At 67.7% G+C, this 606-nt stretch carries 1 protein-coding gene; it reads left to right on the forward strand.

The genetic code is table 11. From position 1 onward, the window contains the following. Window positions 1-606: hypothetical protein (locus PKE99_RS39335; protein ID WP_271215151.1), on the forward strand; the 606-nt coding region annotated here is incomplete at both ends.

Here is a 606-nt window from a genome sequence, read left to right on the forward strand (position 1 = left end):
AAGAGGCTCTGGAGCAGGACTGGCTCGCCGTTTACTACCGCGACGTCGGCCTGCCAGCCCTGATGATGGCGCAGGCAGACTGGTCGCGCGGCGTCTTGTCCGGGGAACAGGAAGTACGGCTGGCGCGTGTGGCGATGACGATGATCGGCGATCTGCATGTCGTCATCGACGAAGAGCTGGACGAGGCCCGCGCGGAGACGGAACCGCTGCCCGCCGAAGGCCGCCGCATCCTGTGCATCGGCGGGCGTTCGGCGCTGGACGATGTCTCTGCGGCGATGCTGGCACAGGCGCTGGCCGCAGAGGGGGCCGATGCCCGCCACCACCCGCACAGCGATCTTTCGCCCGCCCGCCTGCAGGCGCTGGACCCCGGCGCGCAGGATTGCGTGATCCTGTGTTTTCTGGACCCCGCCCCTTCGCGCGCATCGCTTCTGCATGTGCGACGGCTCAAGAGGGCGCATCTGCGCCTGCGCGTGGGTGTGGTTCTCTGGCAGATGCCGGACACCACGCCTTCGCCGGAGGCAGGCTGGCGCATCATCGAAAAGGTCGATCCCGCAAAACTGCGGGAGGCGGAGGAGATCGGCGCCGATTTTGTCGCCACTGCAATGG

This window comes from Pseudonocardia halophobica (genome assembly GCF_027922425.1).
GTDB lineage: Bacteria > Actinomycetota > Actinomycetes > Mycobacteriales > Pseudonocardiaceae > Pseudonocardia > Pseudonocardia halophobica.